This is a genomic window from Brasilonema sennae CENA114, from assembly GCF_006968745.1.
In the GTDB taxonomy this organism is placed as follows: Bacteria; Cyanobacteriota; Cyanobacteriia; order Cyanobacteriales; family Nostocaceae; genus Brasilonema; species Brasilonema sennae.
Genome location: NZ_CP030118.1, coordinates 1,476,972 through 1,498,186, shown reverse-complemented (window position 1 = coordinate 1,498,186; position 21,215 = coordinate 1,476,972). Strand labels below are relative to the sequence as shown.

Below are 21,215 nucleotides of genomic sequence, written 5' to 3'. Positions count from 1 at the left end.
CGGTTTATTGCTGGCATCCCCACTAGGATTGATGGTTGACGCCGAACTGCGCTTGGGCGCTACCAGGTTGCCATTCTGTACTGTTTTGTTTTGTTGATTCTGAGTCTTCCACGACACATCGAGTAAAACTTATTAGGAGTCTTGCTTCGCCCCTTTGGATAACCAAGAGCTACGCTAATGACACCCTTTTACTATTTTGGCACTACATGAGCGATAAAACAGACTGTGTTGATAGCACAAATAATTCGGCTGTCACCACAATTTCTTTGGGAATTACCGCCACAACGTAGTTTTGATTAAGTTTGTTTTTGGTTATTCCTTTATTGTAGACGCTGCCATAATGTGTGGTACAGTGCTTCTGGCACTGATGCACGTAGGGCTCGCCCTAATCTATTTTTTTTCTGAGCTGCCAAAAGACAGTTCTGCTGCGGACAAATATAGGCAGAACGCCCCATGCCCTCATCTAATTGTACCTGTCCTGAAGGAAACACGCGGACAATTCGCCAGAACTCTTGTTTTAATCTTGTTTTTCGACAACTAATACAACGCCGATAATTTGGTTTCATAGGCGCGCTCGTTCGTTACTCAGGACGATGTTTACTGATAACTTTACTCTTAGTCGTCATCATTTTCGTCAAAAATTTCATCCTCAAAAAACTCTTCCTGATTTTTATCTTCTAAGTCCTCCTCGTCAGAGTCATCTACTTCTGGTATGTATTTTGCTCTCACATCTGCAAACTTGGCATCTTCTCCTGCGTGGTCATACTTTGCTTTATCTTTAATATCAATTTTCCAACCAGTCAGACGAGCCGCCAAACGAACATTTTGTCCTTCCTTGCCGATCGCCAGACTCAATTGGTCTTCCGCCACCAGTACATGAGTTTGTCTTGTTTCTGGATCCATCAGACGAACCTCATCTACCCGTGCGGGACTCAAAGCGTTGGCAATATAGGTAGCAGGATCTGGAGACCAGCGAATCACATCTATTTTTTCGCCGCGCAGTTCGTTGACGACAACTTGAATTCGTGATCCCCGCGCTCCAATACAAGCACCTACTGGATCTACATCACGATCAAGAGTATCAACAGCAATTTTCGTCCGAGGTCCTACATGACGAGAAGGTGGATTTGCCTCTCGCGCTACAGCGACAATCCGCACGACTTCATCTTCGATTTCTGGCACTTCGTTGGCGAACAAATAAACCACCAAACCTGCATCAGAACGTGAAACCAGTAACTGAGGTCCTCGTTGCTGACCTTGAGAAACTTTTTTCAGATAGACCTTAAACGTGGCATTTGCCCGATAATTATCATTAGGTAATTGTTCACGCTTGGGCAATTCGGCATCCACCTCTGGCTGACCAAAACCACTGCTGACAGCCATAATCACCGATTGTCTTTCAAACCGCAGAACTCTTGCTTGTAGAACCGTTCCTTCTAAGTCTTGGAACTCCTCTTGCACCATCTGGCGTTGTTGATCCCGCAGTTTTTGCGCCAAGACTTGCTTAGTTTGCATTGCTGCCATGCGACCAAATTCTCCTTGGTCGGGGGTAACATCCAGCACAACTTCTTGTCCTAATTGCGCTTCGTCCCCTCCCATGTCTTGAACTTGTTGAAGCGCAATTTCATGATCAGAGTTGGTCACAGCTTCAACGATAGTTTTGGTTGCAACAACGCGGAAGCCTTCATCTTCAACGTCTAGTTGCACATCAAAATTCTCAAAGTAATCTTCATCGAACTGTCTTCGCTCTAAGTTTTGAGCACGACGATAACGTTCGTAACCTTTGAGTAATGCTTCTCTGATCGCTGCTTGAACTGCAACACGAGGTAAATTACGCTCACGACTTATATTTTCGATTAAATCTTTTAATCCAGGTAAAGTTACCATTGACATAAACAATCTCCTTATATAGCTATGCAAAAAATGGTCAGCAGAAAAACAGTGCTAATTGCTGAGTTAGTGATTTGTGGAATTGTTTAAAACCTGACTCAGCAGCGCCGCTTGCTTTGAGCAATAAACCTCACAAGGGACGCTGTCGCTCCTCTAAACTTCGGTACTCACAACTGTTGAATGCTGATAGTTTTTCTATCTGCCCTCATCGAGATCTACCTTAGTAATTGAGGAGCGAGGAATTTGAACAACACGACCTTTTTGATTTAAATAAACTGTTGTCTCATCCCGGCGAATCAACTGACCAATCCACTGTTGCTGTCCTTCATAGGATGGAGCAGTCTGGACAATAACAGGAAATCCTTTGAAGGAAATAAATTCTCGGTCGGTTGTCAGCTGTCGCGAAATACCAGGACTGGATACTTCCAATACATAAGCATCTGGAATTATTTCCACTACATCTAAAGTAGCTTCAAAGGCACGACTCATTCGCTCACAGTCATCTAACCCAGTGTCCTGTTGAGGATTGCGAATGTCTAAGCGTAAAACCGGTGGATTTTGATTGGTGTGAAAAACCACGCCAACAACTTCCAATCCCAGCTTTTCTGCCACTGGTGTCGCCAATTCAATAATCTGTGGAACGAGAGGGTGAGTCATGCGGCTATTCCAACAAAAAAAGTGGGTCATTACCCACTTCCTGCGATAGGGATATCTTCCAAGAAGTCTTCGGGCGAACCTAACAGGTTCGCCTGATTATCTAAGTTTAGCGTATTTTTTTGGGAGCGAGAAGCAAAAACTCGCTTGAATATGGGTATAAGGGTGTAAGGGTGTAAGGAAAAATCTTTCTGCCTTGAAAATAATAGGGGTGTAGGGGAAAGCCAGATTTTCATGGCAAGGTTTGTGGGATTTTCCCGTGATTGGCTGATTTGAAATCAGGCATTATGAGACGTCGTACCACAGAGGAAAATTCCTCCCCTTGTCTTGTTGTCTCCTTGTCTATTTTCCACTGCTGTTACAAATTCACATCAATTTCCTTCTCTACGCACCAGCATAGTAGAGCTTTTATCTTCCACTGGTTGAACTGATGGCTGTGTTCGTAGCTGCTTGGTTTGCTCGATAATTTTCCACATATCTTCTTTTGACAAGCGTTGGACATAATTAAGCTTGACTTCTTCTAAAAAGTCAATAAGTAAGTTCTGAATTTCTGAAAAAACCTGTTTTTTCTGGATTTCTGTCCCCAAAGCTTCGCTAAAGCTTTGCACAAGTTGACTAGAAAGTTTTGCTCCAACTGGATCTTCTGCTGCGCTGACAACTGCATTATAAAGGTTCGTTGTGATTTGGGTTGCGAGTTGCTCACTCAATTGAGTTTGCATCGCATCCAGTCCAGGTAATATTTGTAGGTTGTGATAAATCGGAACTTCTTTAATAGTGCTTTCAATGTTGTGCCGCAAAATCGCTATAATTTCAGGCTGAATTTTTGGCAGTACTTGGTAAAGAATTGTTTTTACCAAAATGGCTCCAATTGCTTCTACTTCATTAATATTATTGATATCTATGTAGGAGTGAGTTTGTTCTTTTTGTGGTAGCCAACGCCTTAGTTCACCCCGTTGAATTGATCCCTGAATTTGGTTAATAACCCGAATAACAACAATTTCTGTCAGTTCTTCGGCAAAATTCGCCACGACTCCTCGATGAATTTGTTGACGTATTGGATTTAGACTCAGCATTCGTGCATGGTCTAGGCGAATAGAAACAGGTATAATTCGCAACCAGCGCCAAAATGGTAGTAAGAAAAACAAATCATACCAGTGCGTAAAAATCGCATTGAAAAAACTCAAACTAGGATACTGACGTTTGATATAGAAGCTGCCTGCTAATAACTCCACACCAAATAAAATGACAAATGGTAAGTCAATTCTCCAAAAATCATCAATGAATTCGCCATTTTCTCCAATATTTCGGTAATAGTTGACAATAATTAAACGGCGAATTTGGTTGTTGAAAAAATCAATTTCTTGCTTCCAACCACCTTTTGATAAATAAGCCTGACTCCAGAATGTAGAAAAGGCTTCCTTGGAAGATTTAACGGCTACGCGATCGCGCATCCGATTTTTGATTTTTTCCAAGGTACCACTTTTATTCACCGCTTCAAACGGATTGCTATCAATCATCTCGCTACTAAGACGGCTAAGTTCCTCAAGTTTTTTTTCCACCTGAGGTGATTGCAACCCTGTTTGACTGACCTGTTCTATAAGTTCGTCTACTGTGTCCAAATAGTTTTCTGTATCTCGATGGGATTCAATCCCTTTAACTGGATCGTATATCTGAGTGATTATGGGGAGATTTCTTTTGTAAAAATCTCGCCAAGGAATATAGCTTAAATCAAATAAAACCAGCCCTAGATTAACAGAGGCAATAATTGCCATCAACCGCTCAAACCATATGTTTCGCTTTGTTAAGGTTTTCACGTTAGTCATTGGCTTTTTAATAAGTAAAGTACAGATTTTGGATACAACATCTCTAAATTACGTGGTTTTAAGTCTTGTCTACCTATACCTGCTGCTTTCAAGCAATATATCTATAGGAATCCGGTTTGGTTTATGTTAGCTTGCGTGGCGGAGCCATACGAACTCGTTGAAGTAGGGAATGCTTAATGCTTAACGCTTAACATACACGCTAACGAAGCTTCGCAAAAATCTGTGGAGGAATCCTATATAGCGAGCTTAGATTATTTCTAATAAAATACTGTAAGAAATCGATAACTAAGTTAAAATTTTACAGTATTTTTTACTAAATTTTAAGTATTTTAGCCATTAGAGCAATTTATACTTAGCCAAAAAAGCACTTTAATTTACTTCAAGATTCTCTCACAGATGATTCCGGATTGCTATATCTAAGATAGATGACATTAGTTTATGAATCTTAACATCCATGTACGATAACTTTAAGTTATCAATAATCATTAATAAAGCGACCAAAAGACTTTACAGAAACTTAAAATGCATCTATCTGTCAACGTCAATATCCGGTTGATTTGACCAAGAGGAGTTTTACTTATGTGGTGTGGGTTTGGAAAATCAAACATTACCGTTGCGACTGCCTGTTTGATCACAGCTAGTGTAGTAATTTCAGATGTCGCTTTTGCTGCACGAACTTATACCCCACGGCAATTTCGCGCTGTGTTACGGGGACTAGGTTACAGCGTCAAGGTATCAGATGCACCTTTGACCACAGCGGATACTAAAAACGCAATTCAAGAATTTCAAAAAGGGCACAAACTAAAACCTGCTGATGGAATAGTAGGACCAAAAACTCAAGATGTTGCTGCAAAAATAGTTGAAACTTTGCAAGCTAATTTAAACTTGGTAGCTAAGCCCAATCCTCTGTTGCCCAGTAATCAATATTATGGTTCTCAAACAGAAGCAGCAGTTAAGCTATATCAGAAAAAACTGGGTTTACAACAAACAGGAATTGCTGACTTAGCATTGAGGCAAAAACTCACCCAACAAGCAAAGAACATCAAGAAAGAACCAACATCCACGCCAACAACAAAGCCACGAAAACCAACAACCTCACCGACTACCCAGCCAACACCAACAGCAAAACCAACTAAAACCCCTACTTCTACACCTAGAACTACGCCAACAGCAAAACCAACCACAACGCCTACTTCTACACCAGAGGCGTTACCCACAGCTACACCTACTTCTACACCAGAAGCGTTGCCGACAGGGAGTCCTACGTCCACACCAGGAGTCTCACCGACAGCAACGCCTACACCAACACCGACAAGATAATAACTTGGCTTAACTCATCTAAGTTGGACCAGGTTCTTCTAATGGTCTACCTTTAGGAGTTGGTAAAATGGGGCGGCGGTCATCGTAGGGCATGGGAATATACTGTACACTGGGCCGTCCGCCTTGTGGTTGTGGATACAAATCCATAAGATCGTAAATAACATTGGGTAGTCCGACTGTTACGGGTAGCCCCATTTCTGTTGCTTCTTCAACAGTGATTGGGTAGTCGTGAGTCACGCGCCCAGTCGTTAGGGCATCGATTATACTCTCAATGTTTTCTGGCTTCACTTTCTGTGTAGGTACTGTATCTTTCAGCAGGGTTCGTACAAAGCGCTGCACTTGCTCGATCGCTTTGCGTGATAGATCAGCCATAATCAAAGTCTGGTCGTCAACTTCACCAATAGGTTTGTGTTCAACAACTTTCAAGATGCTAGCTGCAGGGAAATTACCCAGTTGTGGATCAACAGGTCCAAGAACAGCGTTAGCATCCATGACAATTTCATCAGAAGCTAAGGCAAGCATTGTACCACCACTCATGGCGTAGTGAGGGACAAAGACAGTTACTTTGGAAGGATGGCGAATTAATGCTCTCGCTATTTGTTCTGTTGCTAAAACCAAACCACCAGGAGTATGTAAAATCAAGTCAATGGGAACCTCTGGCGGGGTAAGCCGAATTGCCCGCAGTATCTGTTCTGAGTCTTCGATGGTGATATATCGCGAGACAGGAATTCCCAAAAAGCTGATAGACTCTTGGCGGTGAATGAGCAAAATCACTCGGCTTTTGCGTTGTTGCTGAAATTCCTGTAGGGCGCGGATACGCCGATATTCTACCTGACGTTTCTGCCATAGGGGTTGCAGGGAAGAAAGCAGGAGGAAAATCCAGAATAAATCTCCAATACCAAAGCCCATATGCAATTCCAAATGAAAACACAATAACAATTAATTTCCTAACTCAGGCAAGCATCTGATCTGTGTGCTTTGTGTAAAAGCGTCTCAGCTAAGATAGATTGCCAAAATTAAGGTTACCCTGATTATTGTTTCAATTTTTGGAAAATATCGAGTCTATCTAGAGAGTTAGAAGAATTTAACCGCATGAAGTTATGGTTTAGTGTCAAGGTAATTTTACATTTGCTCATAGGCAGCTAAAAATTCCTCTCGCGAGATACTTGCTTGAGTACATATGGATCTCAACGTTGAACCCTTAATATAAGAGTGGTTAGGCATAGTTAATGGAGTTCGCGTTCCATCATTATTTTGTCGTACCATGACAATATGCTCCCTTTCCCGGATAATGCTAAATCCAAGTAATTCCAATGTTTTAATAACTCTGGCTTTGGACGCATCTACAGGAAACTTAGCCATTAGACGGAAACCTCAGCTTCAGCGACAAAGGCTTCTAAAACAGGTGATTCCTCTTCTAAAACGTCTTGACCAAATATCTCAATATGGCAGCGAATAGCAGATTTCACATCAGCTAAAGCTTCTTCATAACTGTCTCCCTGACCAACAACAACCCCTTTAATACCAAGGGGATAAGCAACATAACCATCGGAATGTTTTTCTACTATAAGTTTGATGTGTTTCATGAGTTTCTTGAGTAGCAGATATTTTTGTAAGCAACAATCAATACATTAATAGTAAGTGCATTACCAAAATTAGGAATAGCATCGCCAAATTTTGATCGTATCGTCATCACTACCACTTACAATAGTCTGTCCATCTGGACTAAAGGCAACAGATCTGACGTAATTAGAATGACCATGAAGAGTGTAAATTTCACTACCTGTCCTTATCTGCCAGATTTTAATAGTTTTGTCCCAACTACCGCTAACAAGAAGCTGTGCATTCGGGCTAAAAGTGACTGAACACACCGCATCGGAATGACCTGTAAAAGTGTGAATTTTTTTCCCTGTACTGACTTGCCAAAGTTTAATAGTGCCATCAGCACTGGCACTTACCAAAAGTCGCCCATCTGGGCTGAAGGTAACAAAATTAACAAAGAAGGAATGACCTCTAAAAGTGTGAATTTCTCTACCTGTACTTACTTGCCAAAGCTTGATTGTACTATCAGCGCTACCACTAGCTAGAAGTTCTCCATCCGGACTGAAAGCAACTGACCATACTGAGTCCGAATGACCTGTGAAAGTGCTAATTTCTATGCCTGTACTTACTATCCATAACTTAACAGTGCTATCAGCGCCACCACTCGCTAAAATCCACCTTCCCATGTAAGTTTCTTCTTGTTGATAAGAAAATTTCAGAGGTATTGGATTAAAGGCTACAGAATTGATCCAGCTGCCATGAGTGGTTAATGTACGAATTTCTTTTCCTCTACTGACTTGCCACAACTTAATAGTTTCATCCCAGCTTCCACTAGCAACTAACTGTCCATCGGGACTAAAAGCGACAGTATGAACAATGCTGGAATGACCAGAAAACCAACCACCAAGGCTACGCAAAAGTTTACCAGTTTCTAGTTGCCAGAGTTTAATTGTATGATCATTGCTAGCACTAGCGATCGCCTGTCCATCTGAGCTGATAGCAACAGCAAGAACCATGCTGGAATGACCTCTGAGGGTATGTACGCATTGCCAGTTTCCAGAAGTGCCAACAGATGGTATGATTCGCTGTTGATTTTGGGGTGGAGACTGATTATTCGGAAGTACTGGGCGGTGTACGATTACCTGTGTGGGCGGTTCCTCGCGAATCTCAACATCCAATAAATCCACCCACTCCTGTACGGACTGCGGGCGGAGACTGGGTTGCAAATCCATCCCCCTGATGATAGCTTGATTGACCTTGTCACTAATATTACGATTGAAGTGTTTTGGTGGTTCTAGAGGAATGTTATGTCGTCTGTCATCAGCGTTCCTTGGTGTCACTCCAGTGATTAAACTATACAAGGTGGCAGCTAGTGCATAGACATCAATATATTCTCCCCGTGGTGCTTCCAATTCATACTGTTCTGGGGGGGCAAAACCTGGTGTACGATACACTGTATGCCTTTGGATAACATTGGGAATAAATTCTCTGGCAATACCAAAATCAATCAGCACAGCTTCTGATTTGCCCGCGCGAAGCATGATGTTACGTGGTTTGATATCCCTATGCAGCAAACCTCTACTGTGAATCACCTTTAAAGCATCGCCAATTTGCCGGATGTACAAAAGCGCTTCAGCTTCTGGTAAGACTTTCATTCGCCGAAGGCGGTTGCCTAAGTCTTCACCATCGATGTACTCTATCACCATGCAAGGCAAATCGCCTTCATCAAAAATATTTTCTATTTGCACTATATGAGGATGGCGACACAAGGCAAGCCGAACAGCTTCATCGCGGAAGTCTTGCTTTAATTTGCTTTGATGCGGTTTCCAGGTATCCTCATTAAGGATGTCAACTCTTAGAGTTTTAATGACCCGCAGTTCATTTCGTTCATTTCCGACGAGATAGGTGATACCAATTCCACCTTCGCCTAATTTTCTTTCAATGATGTAGCGTCCCCCAAGCAACGCCTGTCCTGGATTCCAGACCATTATATTAGTAACTCTCCCCATGCTATTTATTTTGGCACGGTATTAAAGCTGGGTAAGGATTCAGGGGAAAATTTTGAAATTCTAAATTTGTGTCTCCTACACGGGAGTTGCACGCTAAGCTTAACGTGTAAGGTATATTTGGAACTAAGTTATCTCTTAGTCTTATTCTGGCACTGTCAACAGTCTAGGACTCAACTTAACAAACAGGCTATTAGCAAATGAGTAGTATCTTAATATTTTTTTAAAATTTTTAGTTTCAGGCTGTTATGCTCTATTTTCTAAATTAGGAGATATTTTTTTGAAAAACCGGAATTTGATCAATGTAGTATTTTTTCAAAAAATGACTTCTAAGATTTATTCATGAACTTAATCATGAAGTAAAAATTGATATTCATCTATTTTTTGACAAATTCGTGTACGTAATCCGGAATACGACAAAGTTATTTTGTAATCATCTACATTGTCAGTTATTTATGCTTAGTCTGTCCATATAATGGTTAAGACATGCCTTTAATTATTTGCTCATTGTAGTATTATCTTCACATGATATAAAATGATGTTAAAAAACTTAAAATTGAGACAAAAATTTACAATTTTGCTAGTCGTCATTCTTGTAGTCGGTCTAAGCTTTAGTGGATTGGCTCTTTCTGCTTTGCTAAGACAGAATGCTGAAAATGAAATTGCCTCACGAGCTTTAACACTCATCGATACAATGACTTCTGTTCGTGAGTACACACTTACCCAAATCTATCCAGAACTTGCTGATAAACTGGAAGAAAAGTTTTTGCCACAAGTGGTATCTGCATATTCAGCACGAGAAATCTTTGAAATTTTCAGAAAAAAACCAGAATATCGAGATTTATTTTATAAAGAAGCAGCAACTAATCCCACTAATCTTCGGGATAAGGCTGACAGTTTTGAGACGGGAATTTTAGAGGGTTTCCAAAAAGATAAAAATTTAAAAGAGGTGAGGGGATTTCGCTCGGTTCCGGGAGGCGATATATTTTATATTGCTCGTCCGCTAACCATTAGCAAAGAAAGTTGTCTGACATGTCATAGCACGCCTGAAGTCGCACCAAAAACTATGATTGAGCGTTTCGGTGCAGTTAATGGATTTAATTGGCAGTTGAATCAAATTGTGGCGGCTCAATTTATTTCACTACCGGCGAGTAAAGTGATTGAAAAAGCTAATCAATCTTCTTTGAAGATAATAGGACTTGTATCTACTGTTTTTATAGTGGTTATTCTTTTAGTGAATGTCTTTTTGCATCGACAAGTTATTATTCCCCTCAAGCGGATAACTCGTGTCGCGGAAGAAGTTAGCACAGGGCATTTAGAAGTTGATTTTGATCAGATTTCTAATGATGAAATTGGTAATCTTGCCAAAGCTTTTAAACGGATGAAATTAAGTTTAGAAATGGCAATGAAAAGAATTAGACGTACTCATGGAGGAAATACTGGAGGAACAGCAGGAAATTAAGCTGCAACTCAAATAAGTCACAACTATATTTTTGACCAAGAAAGAATTCAGAACTCAGAACTCAGAACTCAGAATATTAAACGCGTTTTCTCGTTATGAGTTAAGAGTTCTGGTTCGGTGAGAACTGGTTCCAAGAAAGCGGATTTCTCCGTGGAGAAAAAGAAAGTTTTTCGCACTGAAATTCCCCGGATTCTATCCGTGGGGATATTCTGATTACTGCGTTCTGTGTTCTGCGTTCTTCTTAAAGTTTCTCTTTTCAAAGAAGGCACTTGGATGAGTTGGTTCCCCCGAAACACTCATGAAAATAGGTGTTTTCTAAATTCAACACCTGCTGATGCATCAGGAATTTCCCTGGCTAAAAATTCAATAAATTGGTAAGGCGAAATTTGAGGAGTTTGCTCTAGAATCTCTTCCACAACTAGACTTGCTATTGGTCCAATGTAGTAAGCTAGTTCTTGCTGACAGCGTTGTATGAAAGCTGGATTGAGTGAAGATTGTTGCGGTTGTGGTTGTGGTTGTGGCTCAATAACAGGGTATTGCTGCTGACTATATGAACTTCTAGCCGAACTTGCTGTAGTCTGTGGATATTGGTAGTGTGGCTGTCGTGTGGTGAATGTAGGTTGAGATTTCTGTTCTATAACTGTGCTAGGGAAATCAAGAACAGTTGATGATCCCATTACTTGAAACTGTCCAAGACGTTCTAAATCTGTGAGAACTTCCTTTGAGGATTGGTATCGCTGCTTTGGTGTATCTGCTAGCAATTTTTCAAGTACTCTGGCAAAATCATTGGTGACCTTGGTGTAAGAACGCCATCTCCACTCCAAAGAGTACTGATCCATAAGAAAAGATGGATCTCTACCTGTTAGTAAGACAACTGCAGTCACGCCCAAGGCATAAAGATCACTGGAGGGAGAACACAACCCCAAGCTAATTTGCTCACGAGGAGCATATCCCACTTTCCCCACAAGGGACATTTTACCAACAAAACTCATGTGGTCAGGAGTGGTGTTTTCATTCAGGTTAGCTATCTGTTTTCCCACACCAAAATCAATCAGCACTGGTAAATTTTCGCCATCAGGTAACATGATGTTGTCAGGAGAAATATCTCGATGGATGATGTTGTGCTGATGAATATATCCCAATACAGGTAACAAACTTTTTAGCCACTGTATAACTTCAATTTCCGAAAAAGTTTCTTCCAAATCTTGCCGTTCTCGCAACACAAATGAATAGGTTTTACCATCCACAAACTCTTGTACTAAAAACAGCCGACCATCTCCTTCAAAACAAGCCAAGAAACGAGGAATTTGAGGGTGTGCCAACTGGTGAAGAATTCTTGCTTCTCTTTTAAATAAATTGCGACATTTTTCTAAAGCATTCTCCCCTGAACCCGTGGGTGCAAATTCTTTCAGGACGCATGCTTCGTTAAACCGACGAGTATCATACGCCAAGTATGTTCTTCCTAAGCCCCCCTGTCCCAAAAGTTTTTGAATAATATAACGATTATCAATCATCGTCCCAGAGGGAATTTCTGCTTTTATTATGTAAGACTGAGACATAAGGTGACACTCCTAGCTCTGTAAGCTCTTTTCTTTATAAGTAATTTGGTATTTTTCAAAACAAAGTCTATAAACCCAAGTTGCTAGTTATCAAAAAGTGCCTAATTTTAAGTACAAAGTCTCAAATTATAGTACTTAGCAATACTAAAAAAGTCATTTATTGTATTCTTTAATACCGTTTATACACACTAACTAGCAACTTACGTTATTAGGTAAAAATTTTAATAGATTTATCCTATCAGGGTTGTCTATGATAACTACAGCATCAAACACAGTATTTTCAGCAAAAAAATCTGTTTGGTAGATAACTCATATTATACTAAGTTGATTACTCCTCACTCTAACCGGATCAGAGCTTAATTAAGTATCGGCAGATTTTTCCAAAAAAAACGCGAAACAATGATTAACTTTTATGAATTTTTCTGAAGTAGTCTTTTGTTAATCACTTGTCCATTAACCCTCTATTACGTCATAGTGGAAGTAAAACACCATTCAAAATCAGTGAAAAGCTTGTGGTATATTCATTTGGAATGTGTTAGCAGCGTCAGGTAGCGAATTTCTCATTCTGCGAATTCCCCGTTGCAAGACCGCAGTGGCTCCGCTTGTGACGAGGGCGGTACTATGGAGTGGTAGATTTTTGATTGAGTAAAACGGCGGGTGTTTTCTTGACTTGCTCTTCTAAAGGTTTGACTTTATCTACTAATTTTATAAATTGATCGTAGCTAGGTACTTTGGCTACAGGGACGTAACCTGCATCTGCTACGATATCCCCAGGTGCTTGGTTCATTGCTTTTTGAATCTGCTGCTGTTGATTCCGTTCTACAGTTGGTGCTAGTAAAACAACCGCAGGAGGAATTGATCGGCTAGTGTGTAAAATCCGAAACTTGGTTGTACTAAATTCTCGCTGATGAAGCTCAAAATCTGTTTGAGATAGTGCGCCAGCATCAACGCTACCTTCACTGATCCACTGCAATACTGTTTTGGGAGTAGGAGCGAAACGGATTTTAGCAAGGGTTAAACCGTACAAATCGTACAGAGGAACATAATAGCCAGCTGCAGAACCTGCTGTTTCCAAAGCAACAGTTTTATTCGCCAGGTCTGCTATTGTTTTTATTGGTTTATCATCTCGAACTATCAGTAAAGAGCGTTGTCTACCACGTGTTCCCTCCATCGAGAACAAAGGAATATAAAGTTCCTTGCTGATCGCTATTGCTGCTAAACCAGGAGGCGCAAAAACAATTTTCCAATTTTGGCGTTGAATTTGCTCTAAAGCTTGCAATTCGTTGTAAGCTGGTTCCAGTTCTACAATTGATTGAGTTTGTTTTGCTATGTAGTCTTTGAAGCGCTCGTATTTTTCTAAAGAAACAGTTCCTTCGCCGTAGCTGACCACACCGACAGTTAGTTTTTCCGAGTTGATGTCTTGTTGTTTATCATCGCATCCAGTTGCTAGTAATCCTATAAGTATCAGGAGATTAATCAACAAAAAATATCGTGAAATAATGGTTTTCATTCTTCAATGACAATTTCCGGAAAATTATCTAACATGGAGACATATTGATTATCGCTATTTCAAGTACAACATAATAGCAATTAATCTCAAAAATTAATTTTTCCTAAAACTTGTGTTGCTATTTGAAAATATGAGCGGGCAAACAAATATTGTTTCCTCCATCCTTAGAAACAACAGCTAGTTAAATAATTTGATGAATGGCAGATTTGAACAAGCCACGCTTGCCGCTTCTCAACGTTAAATAGAATTCCATAAATGGGCGATACTGGATTTGAACCAGTGACCCCTTCCGTGTGAAGGAAGTGCGCTACCACTGTGCTAATCGCCCAATTTAGTCTATAATAGCACAAATGGCAGTAAGTTCCAAAGTTCAAAAATGGAATGAAGACATTAGTGTTTTAGAATTTACAGTGGCACGAGCGTACCTACAAAGCTTCTCAAAGTCCTTTGGCACAAAGTCCAAAAGCTCAAAAAAGTAGTAATGGGTTTAAGTTGTTATATCTTGTGTATCACTCTACATGTTCACGATTACAAAGCACAAGACCCGCTGAACACCGCTATGCTAGTAAGTTTGAAACGCAATGATTTAGGGCTATGCTCCGTTCGCGTAGCGTGTCCGGAGGACACAGGGAGCCGCCCCTTTGGGGCGATTGCCTACGGCAGAGCTACGCATAACGCCTGAATGCGAAACTGTTGCTGTTAATGAATTGCTAATAATTGAGGATTACACCAACCTTATCCACCTTGTCAGCAACATCAAAGGTAGCTTAAAATCTGATTGTAGCGTGCTTGAGTTGATTCGAGCCATGTTCCTTTGTTGGCACGTTCACAGGTTGTCCTAAAGTCCGCTGGCTCAAAATGATTGAAGAACTAGAACCAATGCGCTGTAGTTTGTTCTTCTGTAATTTAGAGCTATTCAGTAATGAACGGCAATCTGCATGGACAAAGGGGAAAACTTTCGTATGCGCTGCACGCACTTCGTGTTAGTATATGCTGCATTCTAACAGAGGCAAGCTACGTACAAAGTAGGGTATAGTTTGGAGTCTTCTATGTCCTTAAGGACACACTAAGTGCGATTCGTAAGCTTCTCCACAAGAGCCACGCGCTCCAGCGCAAGCCCCTGCTGCTACTTATGTTGGCCAGGTGCTGCTTGCTCTTAACTTTGGGGTTTTTGGGATTTTTAGCAAAAATTTTGACGAAATGCGTCCTTTGTCGTCAAAATGTTTCTCTTCAACTGCAAAAATATATATATTCATCCCTTAGTATTAAATGAACTTAGACAACTCGGAAACTTACATCAATCATCCAACTTGGGGTTTGCTCTATAGGATTTGTATGGTAGACGAGAACCAAGAGTTGTTCACAACACTGTATGCCCAACGCTTATTCTTCATAGTAACAACTGATGTCAAAGGTATGAAGTTTCAGCCCACTGGACGCACTGAGGCTAGAATGATGATTGAAAATCGCTTGCGTAGTCTGCGTCGTACAGGGCAATCTCAGGAGTACGATCAACTTCAGACTGTTTTCCAACGTACTTTCCAATGAGCAGTTCGATTAGCGAACGTATTATTACCCTTGGTTCCTCTCTACCAGATTCAGTCCGGTTGATTGCTGTTAGCAAGCAAGTCTCTGCTGAAATCATACGCTGTGCTTACGCCGCAGGAATTCGAGATTTTGGCGAGAGTCGCATCCAAGAAGCAGCGAGCAAACAAGCTGTGTTGCAAGACTTAAGCGACATAACTTGGCACTTTATTGGACATTTGCAAAATAACAAAGCCAAAAAAGCCATTGAACAATTTCAGTGGATTCACTCCGTAGATAATTTAAAGCTTGCCCAACGCTTAAATCAACTGGCACAAGAGTTAAAAATCAGTCCTCAGATTTGTCTGCAAGTCAAAATACGACCCGATCCAAACAAGTCAGGTTGGAGTCCATCACAACTATTGGCTGACTTAGCTGCTCTAGATCAATGTGAAAATTTACAAATTCAGGGCTTAATGACAATTCCACCTTTGGGATTAAATGATTCTGAAGCTCTCAACGTATTCAATAGTACCAGTAAATTAGCAAAAGAAATTCAAGAACAAAACTGGTCTAATGTTCAAATGCATCATCTTTCAATGGGAATGTCAGGGGATTACAAATTGGCAGTGCAAGCAGGCGCAACAATGGTAAGGTTAGGAACTATCTTGTTTGGAGAACGTCCTGTTTAATATTGGTTTTCAAAGTATAATCACGGAATAACAAGGTATTTAATCGTACGATTAAATACCTTGTTTCAGTATATTTTGTGCTCCGACACTCTTTATAAAACTTTGTTGGTAAAAACTTCATGAAACACTGGTTCAATCGGTGACAAAAGATATAGTATTGACAAAAGCAAAAGTTAATATAATATCAGATGAAAATCACTTCCCTAAACCGACCGGTTAAGATATAATCTTGACTCATTGTTACCTAAAAAACATATACAGACTTTCTATTCGCGTTTGTTCAAACAAAAACCCCTAGTGGGTAGAACAAATATGAATAGAACAGCGCAAAAATCTCCCCTTTACAAGGGTAAAAATTGATTTCATCATCAGTTTTTGGCATATCCTTACGAGTGAATAGCCCTAGGAGCGTAAACCATGAATAATATATTTTCCAAACTTAGAGACTTCGTCGGTTTAAACGAGCAAGTAGAATATGAGTACTATGAAGAAGAACCAGAAACAGAAAGTTACCGAAATCTGTATCAGGAACAAAATGCTCAACAACCAGTAGCACAAGAACCTCCAGAGCCAAATCGACGCTGGCGGGAACCCGTGCCTACAATGGGAGATGTAAGTGCCGCAGGATCAAAGCCGATGAGCAATGTGATTGGTATGCCTGGAGTAATTAATGGAATATCAGAAGTCTTGGTGCTAGAACCACGCACCTTTGAAGAAATGCCTCAAGCAATTCAAGCATTGCGAGAACGGAAGTCAATAGTATTAAATTTAACAATAATGGATCCCGATCAAGCGCAACGGGCAGTAGATTTTGTCGCTGGTGGTACCTACGCGCTTGATGGGCATCAAGAACGGATAGGCGAAAGTATATTTTTGTTCACTCCAAGCTGTGTGCAAGTCAGTACCCAGTCAGGAATTATTCATGAAGTACCTCAACCTGCAGTACGTCCCTCACGTTCCACTGGACCTAACCCAGCTTGGGGAAACGAAGTTAACAGAATGGCACAATAAACGTAAAATGAGTGATTAGTCCAAAGTCCTTTGTCGAAAGTTCTTTGTCTAAATACTAATGAGTCATAAGTCATGACTCATGACTTATGACTAATGAAAAATGATTATTAAATTCGGCTTAATTGGTGGCGGGGTAATGGGAGAGGCCCTGTTATCCCGCCTTATTGCTCGTAAAATTTATCAACGCTCAGAAGTCCTAGTTAGCGAACCACAAACCTCACGCCAAGGTTTTCTAGAAGACGAATATGGTGTTAATGTGACAGCCGATAATCGTCTGGTTTTCACACCAACAACAGAAGTCGTATTTTTGGCAATAAAACCTCAAGTGTTTAGTGCGATCGCCCAAGAATTGGCAGATGTGATCGATACAGTTTCAAAACCACTGGTGATATCCATCTTGGCAGGCGTGACATTAAATCAGTTGGAAGCAGCTTTTCCCCAGTTGCCAGTCATTCGAGCAATGCCTAATACTCCAGCAACTGTGGGAGCAGGAATCACCGCCATATGTCCAGGGGCGTACACCAACGCAAACCACCACGAAACCGCCAAGAAACTTTTTTCAGCGGTGGGAGAAGTCGTAGAAATTTCAGAAAACCTGATGGATGCCGTGACAGGACTATCAGGATCGGGTCCGGCATACGTAGCACTTGCTATAGAAGCACTTGCTGATGGAGGAGTCGCAGCAGGTTTACCAAGGACAATTGCCAATCAACTTGCCTTGCAAACTGTCTTTGGAACAGCCAAGCTTTTAAATGAAACAAAAATACACCCGGCAGAACTCAAAGACCGCGTCACCAGTCCAGGTGGTACTACAATTGCTGGTATAGCTCAGTTAGAACGAGCTGGGTTTCGCTCAGCTTTAATTGAAGCAGTCAAAGCAGCAACAGCCCGTTCACAAGAATTGGGAAAATAGTTGTTTGTTTTTTATTCAAAACTAATGACTAATGACCGATGACTAATGACTCATAACTAAGTTGACAAAAGAGTCGTTACCATAGTAAACAGTTTTGGTTGCAAATGTGATTGAGTGAATTACCCTGCGCTGTCTCCAGAACTTGAACCAAGTTCGATATTTCCATTTGAATTGGATCAGTTCCAAAAGGATGCAATCGCTTCCTTGAATGCCGGACGTTCCGTTGTTGTATGTGCGCCCACAGGTTCGGGCAAAACATTGGTGGGGGAATACGCTATATATCGCGCCCTATCGCGTGGAAAAAGAGTATTTTATACCACTCCCCTAAAAGCGCTCTCCAATCAGAAACTACGTGACTTTCGGGAAAAATTCGGCTTTGACCATGTTGGACTGTTAACTGGAGATGCCTCCATTAACCGAGATGCCTCGATTCTGGTGATGACCACAGAAATTTTCCGGAATATGCTCTATGGCACACCCATCGGGCAAATTGGCATTTCATTAGTAGACGTAGAGGCTATGGTGCTGGATGAGTGCCACTACATGAATGATCGCCAACGGGGAACAGTTTGGGAAGAATCGATCATCTACTGCCCCCGTGAAATTCAACTCGTAGCGCTCTCAGCAACTGTTGCTAATAGTGATGAACTGACCGACTGGTTAAATCAAGTTCATGGTCCGACTGACCTCATATACTCCGATCATCGCCCAGTTCCTTTGGAATTTCACTTTGGTAACATCAAAGGGTTATTCCCCCTACTGAATGATGACAAAACCCAAATTAACCAGCGCCTGCTAAGAAAGAAGAAAAAAGGAGAGAAAAACAAAAGCAAAGCTAATGTCAGAGCTGAAGCCCCCAGCATGATTCAAGTTCTGGGCGAGCTACACGAACGAGATATGCTGCCAGCAATTTACTTCATCTTCAGTCGTCGGGGATGTGATAAGGCGGTGGCGGAGGTGGGCAGCGATATGTGGTTAGTGGATCAGGAAGAAGCGCAGCAATTGCGCTGGCAGATTGACGAATTTTTAAGCCGTAATCCGGAAGCTGGACGTTCCGGACACGTTGGACCGCTTTACCGAGGAATAGCCGCACACCATGCTGGAATTTTACCTGCGTGGAAAGTCCTTGTTGAAGAGCTTTTTCAGCAGGGGTTAATTAAAGTTGTCTTTGCCACCGAAACCTTGGCAGCTGGAATTAATATGCCAGCCCGGACAACGGTGATTTCTACTCTTTCTAAGCGTACTGATAGTGGACATCGGCTGTTGAATGCCTCCGAATTTCTGCAAATGGCAGGTCGGGCAGGTCGCCGGGGAATGGATGAACGGGGTCACGTTGTGACGTTACAAACTCCCTTTGAGGGAGCCAAAGAAGCAGCGTACTTGGCAACATCCCAAAGCGACCCTCTAGTGAGTCAATTTACACCAAGTTACGGCATGGTGCTGAACTTGCTGCAAACTCATACTTTGGAAGAAGCCAAGGAATTGGTAGAACGCAGCTTTGGGCAGTACTCGGCAAACTTGCACCTGCGACCGCAACACGAATACATCACCCACTTACAAACAGAACTTGCTCAACTTCAAGCACAAATCGCTGCTATTGACGAAGCAGAACTGGCTGTTTATGAAAAATTGCGGCAACGCTTGCGAGTAGAACGCTTAAACTTGAAAATGCTGCAAGAGCAAGCGCAGGAAGCCCGACAACAGGAATTGGGGATGATGTTGGACTTTGCAGTGTCGGGAACACTGTTGAGTCTCAAAAGTAAAAACTTCACAATGCCTGCGCCCATAACAGCAGTGTTAGTAGGGAAAACACTAGGTTCGAGTCAAACTTGTTACTTGGTATGCTTGGGGCGAGATAACCGCTGGTATGTAGCGACAGCCTCTGATGTTATAGATTTGTTTGCAGAACTACCGCGAATTGACATACCTGCTGAGTTGCTACCACCACCAGAAATGCCATTGAAACGGGGACAGTCGCTTGTTGGTGATGAGCAAACCGCAATCATAACTCAACAAATTCCTGAGCCAAGCGAAGCTGTATTTATGCCTCCAGAAGTCCTAGAACAACTTCGTCGCGTCACTGCTGTGCAAGAGCAATTAGAGGCTCATCCCTTACATCAATCAGGCGACGCTGTCAGTGTTTTCAAACGCAGAACACAGGTTGTTGAACTTGAAGCTGAAATTGAATTAATGCAGGGACAAATACAGCAACAATCTCAGCGTCATTGGGAAGAGTTTCTCAATCTTATTGAGATTTTGCAGCAGTTTCAATGTCTGGAGAATCTAGTTCCCACAAGGTTAGGACAAATGGCTGCAGCCATTCGAGGAGAAAATGAGTTGTGGCTGGGCTTAGCACTTGAGGGTGGAGAATTGGACAACTTAGATCCACACCACTTAGCAGCAGCGATCGCAGCTTTGGTGACAGAAACCCCACGTCCAGATAGCATGGTTCGCTTTGACTTGAGTGAAGCAGTGGCAGAAGCTTTATCAAAATTGCGAGGGATTCGTCGCAAGATCTTCCAACTGCAACGTCGTTATAATGTAGCCTTACCAATATGGTTAGAGTTTGAGTTAATAGCCCTTGTGGAGCAGTGGGCGCTTGGTATGGAGTGGATAGAACTTTGTGAAAATACGAGTTTGGATGAAGGTGATGTGGTGCGAATTTTACGTCGTACGTTAGATCTATTATCGCAAATTCCCCACGTACCCTATTTGTCACAATCCTTGCAGCGCAATGCCCATCGTGCTATGCAGCTTATTGATAGGTTCCCAGTTAACGAGGTAGGGGGATAAGTTAGGAGTTAGGAATTGGGAGTTTGAAGTCCTAAGTCCTAAGTCCTAATATACTGAACTCTCACTCAAAAGTTGCACTCCTCGCGAAATAGGAAAGTCTTAATACGTGAGGTTCCCAGTCCCCTGCAAGTTGCGTAAAGAGTTTATACAAGCTGGACAGTCACAGCCAAATAACTGAATCGCACGATCACTTTCTTCTTCTGTAAATGCAACCGTTGCAATATTCTTAGCAGCCTGCCCTGTAGTCACGCTTGATGTCGGTGTAGAAGGAGATTGTTGCTTCCTCTGTGAATCCTTGATACACACTAACTTGTTGACAGCGTGAGGACTGGCTATACAGGTCTGATCATTTTTGTGGATTAATCCCTGCTTAGCAGCAGCGTGTGCGGGATAAATGGCTCCCAAAGTAGACATCAGCGAGACAAAAATAGAGGAACTAGACAATAAATTAAGTATAAGTTTTTTGTTCATGGGTTTTTCTAACCAATTTTGCTGACTGCTAAGATAATCTAATTA

Annotated in this window: 19 protein-coding genes and 1 tRNA gene; 8 read left to right on the top strand and 12 right to left on the bottom strand. The window is 41.6% G+C overall.

Going from position 1 to position 21,215, the window contains the following annotated elements; genetic code table 11:
- Positions 1 to 320: 320 nt before the first annotated feature.
- From DP114_RS06430 to DP114_RS06415, 4 genes are all read right to left on the bottom strand, one after another.
- Positions 321 to 566 (bottom strand): YlxR family protein, encoded by a 246-nt coding sequence (locus DP114_RS06430; RefSeq protein WP_169264435.1) that lies wholly within the window; start codon positions 564 to 566, stop codon positions 321 to 323.
- 49 nt (positions 567 to 615) lie between these two features.
- Complete coding sequence (gene nusA / locus DP114_RS06425) at positions 616 to 1,887, bottom strand: transcription termination factor NusA (protein ID WP_169264452.1); 1,272 nt, start codon at positions 1,885 to 1,887, stop codon at positions 616 to 618.
- Between the two features lie 198 nt (positions 1,888 to 2,085).
- Positions 2,086 to 2,547: a ribosome maturation factor RimP gene (gene rimP, locus DP114_RS06420; RefSeq protein ID WP_169264436.1), complete on the bottom strand. Its 462-nt coding sequence runs from the start codon at positions 2,545 to 2,547 to the stop codon at positions 2,086 to 2,088.
- A gap of 368 nt (positions 2,548 to 2,915) precedes the next feature.
- The gene (locus tag DP114_RS06415) at positions 2,916 to 4,367 is read right to left on the bottom strand and encodes a hypothetical protein (RefSeq protein WP_171975724.1); all 1,452 of its coding nucleotides are present in this window, start codon (positions 4,365 to 4,367) and stop codon (positions 2,916 to 2,918) included.
- Between the two features lie 579 nt (positions 4,368 to 4,946).
- Here DP114_RS06415 and DP114_RS06410 point away from each other — a divergent pair.
- Complete coding sequence (locus DP114_RS06410; protein ID WP_169264437.1) at positions 4,947 to 5,687, top strand: peptidoglycan-binding domain-containing protein; 741 nt, start codon at positions 4,947 to 4,949, stop codon at positions 5,685 to 5,687.
- An 18-nt stretch (positions 5,688 to 5,705) separates the two neighbouring features.
- On the opposite strand, the gene DP114_RS06405 is transcribed toward DP114_RS06410, so the two are convergent.
- The 4 genes from DP114_RS06405 to DP114_RS06390 all read right to left on the bottom strand — a co-directional run bounded on the left by DP114_RS06405 (position 5,706) and on the right by DP114_RS06390 (position 9,217).
- Positions 5,706 to 6,596, bottom strand: coding sequence for an SDH family Clp fold serine proteinase (locus DP114_RS06405; RefSeq protein ID WP_171975723.1), 891 nt, complete (start codon positions 6,594 to 6,596; stop codon positions 5,706 to 5,708).
- A 213-nt stretch (positions 6,597 to 6,809) separates the two neighbouring features.
- Positions 6,810 to 7,049 (bottom strand): type II toxin-antitoxin system HicA family toxin, encoded by a 240-nt coding sequence (locus DP114_RS06400; protein WP_169264439.1) that lies wholly within the window; start codon positions 7,047 to 7,049, stop codon positions 6,810 to 6,812.
- A complete protein-coding gene (locus tag DP114_RS06395) occupies positions 7,049 to 7,273 on the bottom strand; it encodes a type II toxin-antitoxin system HicB family antitoxin (RefSeq protein ID WP_169155193.1) in 225 nt (74 codons plus the stop codon). The genes DP114_RS06400 and DP114_RS06395 overlap by 1 nt, the downstream gene beginning before the upstream one ends.
- Before the next feature lie 69 nt (positions 7,274 to 7,342).
- Entirely contained in the window at positions 7,343 to 9,217 is a 1,875-nt protein-coding gene (locus tag DP114_RS06390; RefSeq protein WP_171975722.1) for a serine/threonine-protein kinase, read from the bottom strand.
- 556 nt (positions 9,218 to 9,773) lie between these two features.
- Between DP114_RS06390 and DP114_RS06385 the strand changes: the two genes are divergently transcribed.
- Positions 9,774 to 10,697: a c-type heme family protein gene (locus DP114_RS06385; protein ID WP_169264454.1), complete on the top strand. Its 924-nt coding sequence runs from the start codon at positions 9,774 to 9,776 to the stop codon at positions 10,695 to 10,697.
- 296 nt (positions 10,698 to 10,993) lie between these two features.
- Here DP114_RS06385 and DP114_RS06380 read toward each other — a convergent pair whose 3' ends face one another.
- The 3 genes from DP114_RS06380 to DP114_RS06370 form a co-directional block, all read right to left on the bottom strand.
- Entirely contained in the window at positions 10,994 to 12,256 is a 1,263-nt protein-coding gene (locus tag DP114_RS06380; protein ID WP_171975721.1) for a serine/threonine-protein kinase, read from the bottom strand.
- Between the two features lie 619 nt (positions 12,257 to 12,875).
- The gene (locus tag DP114_RS06375; RefSeq protein WP_169264442.1) at positions 12,876 to 13,766 is read right to left on the bottom strand and encodes a phosphate/phosphite/phosphonate ABC transporter substrate-binding protein; all 891 of its coding nucleotides are present in this window, start codon (positions 13,764 to 13,766) and stop codon (positions 12,876 to 12,878) included.
- A 256-nt stretch (positions 13,767 to 14,022) separates the two neighbouring features.
- Positions 14,023 to 14,094 (bottom strand) — tRNA-Val (locus tag DP114_RS06370).
- Positions 14,095 to 14,407: 313 nt separating this feature from the next.
- Between DP114_RS06370 and DP114_RS34775 the strand changes: the two genes are divergently transcribed.
- The 6 genes from DP114_RS34775 (at position 14,408) to DP114_RS06340 (ending at position 20,699) form a co-directional block, all read left to right on the top strand.
- The gene (locus DP114_RS34775) at positions 14,408 to 14,608 is read left to right on the top strand and encodes a chorismate-binding protein (protein ID WP_318284410.1); all 201 of its coding nucleotides are present in this window, start codon (positions 14,408 to 14,410) and stop codon (positions 14,606 to 14,608) included.
- A gap of 427 nt (positions 14,609 to 15,035) precedes the next feature.
- Positions 15,036 to 15,314, top strand: a complete 279-nt coding sequence (gene pipX / locus DP114_RS06360; protein WP_169264443.1) for a transcriptional coactivator PipX — start codon at positions 15,036 to 15,038, stop codon at positions 15,312 to 15,314.
- A complete protein-coding gene (locus DP114_RS06355; protein ID WP_169264444.1) occupies positions 15,311 to 15,982 on the top strand; it encodes a YggS family pyridoxal phosphate-dependent enzyme in 672 nt (223 codons plus the stop codon). The genes pipX and DP114_RS06355 overlap by 4 nt, the downstream gene beginning before the upstream one ends.
- A gap of 417 nt (positions 15,983 to 16,399) precedes the next feature.
- Positions 16,400 to 16,993: a cell division protein SepF gene (locus tag DP114_RS06350; RefSeq protein ID WP_169264445.1), complete on the top strand. Its 594-nt coding sequence runs from the start codon at positions 16,400 to 16,402 to the stop codon at positions 16,991 to 16,993.
- Positions 16,994 to 17,093: 100 nt separating this feature from the next.
- Positions 17,094 to 17,906, top strand: a complete 813-nt coding sequence (proC, locus tag DP114_RS06345; RefSeq protein ID WP_169264446.1) for a pyrroline-5-carboxylate reductase — start codon at positions 17,094 to 17,096, stop codon at positions 17,904 to 17,906.
- 114 nt (positions 17,907 to 18,020) lie between these two features.
- Positions 18,021 to 20,699 carry a DEAD/DEAH box helicase gene (locus tag DP114_RS06340; protein WP_169264447.1) on the top strand — a complete coding sequence of 893 codons (2,679 nt, stop codon included), beginning with the start codon at positions 18,021 to 18,023 and terminating at the stop codon, positions 20,697 to 20,699.
- 99 nt (positions 20,700 to 20,798) lie between these two features.
- Here the strand turns inward: DP114_RS06340 and DP114_RS06335 are convergent, their stop codons facing one another.
- On the bottom strand, positions 20,799 to 21,170 hold the full coding sequence (locus DP114_RS06335; protein ID WP_171975720.1) for a hypothetical protein: 372 nt from the start codon (positions 21,168 to 21,170) through the stop codon (positions 20,799 to 20,801).
- Positions 21,171 to 21,215 lie beyond the last annotated feature (45 nt).